Annotated in this window: 2 protein-coding genes and 2 pseudogenes; 2 read left to right on the plus strand and 2 right to left on the minus strand. The window is 62.3% G+C overall.

Features of this window, described 5'->3' with window-relative positions; translation table 11 throughout:
• Both EN964_RS28040 and EN964_RS28045 read right to left on the minus strand, forming a co-directional pair.
• A pseudogene (locus tag EN964_RS28040) lies at positions 1-571 on the minus strand (hypothetical protein); the annotation flags it as partial.
• Between the two features lie 75 nt (positions 572-646).
• Positions 647-1,945 carry an adenylosuccinate synthase gene (locus EN964_RS28045; RefSeq protein ID WP_127267133.1) on the minus strand — a complete coding sequence of 433 codons (1,299 nt, stop codon included), beginning with the start codon at positions 1,943-1,945 and terminating at the stop codon, positions 647-649.
• Between the two features lie 208 nt (positions 1,946-2,153).
• Here EN964_RS28045 and EN964_RS28050 point away from each other — a divergent pair, with 208 nt between their 5' ends.
• Positions 2,154-3,059 carry a DMT family transporter gene (locus EN964_RS28050; RefSeq protein ID WP_127267134.1) on the plus strand — a complete coding sequence of 302 codons (906 nt, stop codon included), beginning with the start codon at positions 2,154-2,156 and terminating at the stop codon, positions 3,057-3,059.
• Positions 3,060-3,210: 151 nt separating this feature from the next.
• A pseudogene (locus tag EN964_RS28055) lies at positions 3,211-3,679 on the plus strand (DUF2231 domain-containing protein).
• Positions 3,680-3,851 lie beyond the last annotated feature (172 nt).

Raw genomic sequence — 3,851 nt, forward strand, 5'->3', positions numbered from 1 at the left:
GCCCTCCATAGCTGCGCTTGCGCTCGGCGGGACGCAGGCGCTGGAAGGTGTCCGACACCGGCTCTTCGTCGCTGGAAAAGACATCTGCCTCGTCCTCCGCCTCGTCGGCATCCATACCTGGAAGAGGCGTGTCGGCGCGAGCCGGCTGGGAAGGCGCCGGCGTCGCCCTTTGCCAGCTCGGCTCGACCTTGGCGGCAGGTGGTGGCGCGGGCTGATAAGATTCAGGCTTTGCAGCGGGCGGTGCGGGCCAGGCCGATTCGGCCTTGGCCGGCTGCCGTGTATGGCTCGGCTGATTCTTGTTGCGATCGATCGATGAAAAGATGTGTTCCAGCTCCGCCAGCGGATCGGTCTCCGGCAGGCTCTTGGCATAGTCCCGCTCGACACTCGCGATCGCGTCTTCCAGCGAACGCATCTGCGTGGCTATGGCTTCGGCGGCCGGCGGCGGCGAATATTCCTCAAGCTTCTTCGCCAGCATGGTGCGAACGCTGGCATAGATGCGCGTACGCTTTTCCGGCGTCTCGTCGCCATGCTTGCCGAGCGCCTTTTTCAGAATAGCAACGTAATCTGCCATGCTTCAGTCGACCTGTATTTTGTTTCCGCGCCGGCCCCCGCAAATCGGCCGCGATGCCCGGAAAGGCTTCAGAAACTAGTCTTGAAACGGATCGGTCACAAGTATCGTGTCGTCGCGTTCCGGGCTGGTGGAAAGGAGTGCTACCGGGGCACCGATGAGCTCCTCGATGTAGCGGACATACTTGACGGCCTGGGCCGGCAGATCGTTCCAGCTGCGCGCGCCGGCAGTGGTGCCTTTCCAGCCCTCGAGCGTCTCGTAGACCGGTTCGACACGTGCCTGGGCGCCCTGGCTGGCCGGCAGATAATCGATCATCTCGCCGTCGAGACGATAACCCGTGCAGACCTTGATCTCGTCCAGCCCGTCAAGCACGTCGAGCTTGGTCAGCGCGATTCCCTTGATGCCGTTGACAGCGACGGCCTGGCGTACCAGCACCGCGTCGAACCAGCCGCAGCGGCGCTTGCGGCCGGTGACGACGCCGAATTCATGGCCGCGCGTGCCGAGGAATTCGCCGACCTCGTTCTTCTGCTCGGTCGGGAACGGACCCTCGCCGACGCGTGTCGTATAGGCTTTGGTGATGCCGAGCACATAGCCGATGGCGCCTGGGCCGACGCCGGAGCCGGCGGCAGCCTGTCCGGCAACCGTGTTCGACGAGGTTACGAACGGATAGGTGCCGTGGTCTATGTCAAGCAGCGTGCCCTGCGCGCCCTCGAACAGGATACGCTCGCCAGCCCGGCGCTTGTCGTCGAGGATCTTCCAGACCCGGTCCATATAGGGCAGGATGTCGTCGGCGACCGAGGTCAATTCCTGCATGATCGCGTCATGCGTGACTTCCGCATGGCCAAGCCCCCTACGCAGCGCATTGTGGTGCGTCAGCAGCCTGTCAACCTTCACGGGCAGTGTTTCCAAATCCGCCAAGTCCATCACCCTGACCGCGCGCCGGCCCACCTTGTCCTCGTAGGCGGGGCCGATGCCACGACGGGTCGTGCCAATCTTCGTCCCGGAATTGGATGCGGCGTCCTCACGGAATCCGTCCAGCTCCCGATGCAGGGACAGGATAAGCGCTGTGTTTTCGGCTATTTTCAGGCGATCCGGTGCGACTTCGACACCTTGCGCCTTGAGCTTGGCCACCTCGGCGACGAAAGCATGCGGGTCGAACACGACGCCATTGCCGATGATGGACAGCTTGCCCTGGCGCACGACGCCCGACGGAAGCAACGACAGCTTGTAAACCTTGCCGTCGACGACCAGCGTATGGCCGGCATTGTGGCCGCCCTGGAAACGCACCACGACATCGGCCCGCTCCGACAGCCAGTCGACGATCTTGCCCTTGCCTTCGTCACCCCACTGCGAGCCGACGACCACCACATTGGCCATGTTTCTTTTCCCTTGAGACGCCGCCAAGCGGCTTGAATATGGTTCGAAACGACAGGCCTCTATAACGTCAAGACCTCGCGAGCGCGACCTTTCTTTGCCGTCGAAAATGCCCTGAGGCACAACAATTTTCGGCTTTGACATCATTTACTTGGGCGAGTGACCGCAATAGGCCGGCAAACACCGCAGCTCCGGCGACTGGAATCCCGCGATGCATCGAAGCGCCTACATATTCCTGCTGCTCACCACCTTGCTCTGGGGCGGAAATTCGGTGGCCGGCAAGCTGGCGGTCGATCACGTCTCGCCGATGACGCTGGTCTTTCTGCGCTGGGTGCTGGCCGTGGCGATCATGCTGCCCATCGGCTGGAAGACCATCCAGAAGGACTGGCCGGTCGTCCGCAAGCACTGGTTCGTGCTGGTCGCCCTCGGCGCCAGCGGCTTCACCCTGTTCAACACCATCTTCTACACGGCGCTCAACTACACGACAGCGATCAATGTCTCGATCGAACAGGCGGCGATGCCGATCCTGATCATGACTGCCAATTTCGTCTTCTTCCGCCTGCGCGTGAACTGGGCGCAGATTGTCGGCGTCGTGCTGACCATCGCCGGCGTGATCCTCACCGCCTGCCATGGCGACCCGCGCCGGTTGTTGACGCTGGAACTCAATTTCGGCGACGCCATCATGCTGGTCGCCGTGTTTCTCTACAGCGGCTATTCGGTCGGACTGCGGTTGAAACCGGTGATGCATTGGCAGAGCCTGATGCTGGCCCTGTCGGTTGCGGCACTCGTCACTTCGCTGCCGTTCTTCCTGTGGGAGGTCGTCGCCGGCAAGGTCATCATGCCCGATGCGCGCGGCTGGACCGTCATCGTCTATACGGCGATCGGCGCCTCCGTCGTTTCGCAGATCTTCTACATCAGAGGCAACGAACTGATCGGCGCCAACCGCGCCGGCCTGTTCATCAATCTGGTGCCGATCTTCGGCACGCTGCTGTCGGTGCTGATCGTCGGCGAGACGTTCCACCTCTATCAGGCACTGGCTTTGGTGCTCGTGCTGGGCGGCATCGGGCTTGCCGAATACAGCGGGCGCAAGATGGCGGTGGCGGACCACCGCAGATGACATGTGGCGGCTGACGCTCTCCCCGTTGCAGCGATTCACGCGAACAGCATGGATCTAGCCAATGGCCCGGAAACAGCGGCATAAACCCTGCCGCGTCCTCACTTGGAACATTTCACCTCCAGCGGAGTTTGAACGGCAGGGAGGCGACATGATGAGCCCGAACCCTCGCAGCACGGCAAGCATTGCCGGTCACCCTATCCATCCCATGCTGATTCCGTTTCCGATTGCCTTTTTTGTCGGCGCCTTCGTTTGCGATCTTATCTTCTGGCGAACAGCCGATCCCGGATGGGTCACCGGGTCGCTTTGGCTTCTCGGCGCAGGCCTGATCGATCATGGCAGCCCTGGCTGCGCTTGCCGGCCTGACGGATGTTCTCGGCGATGTTCAGATCCGCAATCTCACGACGGCATGGCTCCATGCCGGCGGCAATGTACTCGTCGTGTTGATCGAGCTTTACAACTGGTACTCGCGGTATGCCGGCGGAGCGGCGGCCGTGATGCCAACCGGCTTCGTCCTATCGCTGATCGTGGTTCTCATCCTGCTGTTTACGGGCTGGAAGGGTTGGGAACTGGTCTACCGACATCGCGTGGCTGTCTCCGATGGATCCGACGAGTTGACCTGAACCGGCCGCCGCGGCGGCCGGCCTCAACGAGGGGGTCGGCGACCGCCTGTCCTCGATCACATCGCGTTGATGTCGAACTGCAGCCGCTTGGCCGAGTCGATCGACTTATGCGCCTTGACCTTTTCCAGCACGGCTTCCGGGAACGGCGCGTCGAGATAGAGCAGCGCTATGG

Origin of the sequence: Mesorhizobium sp. M7A.F.Ca.CA.001.10.2.1 (assembly GCF_003998575.1) — a bacterium.
Classification (GTDB): Bacteria; Pseudomonadota; Alphaproteobacteria; order Rhizobiales; family Rhizobiaceae; genus Mesorhizobium.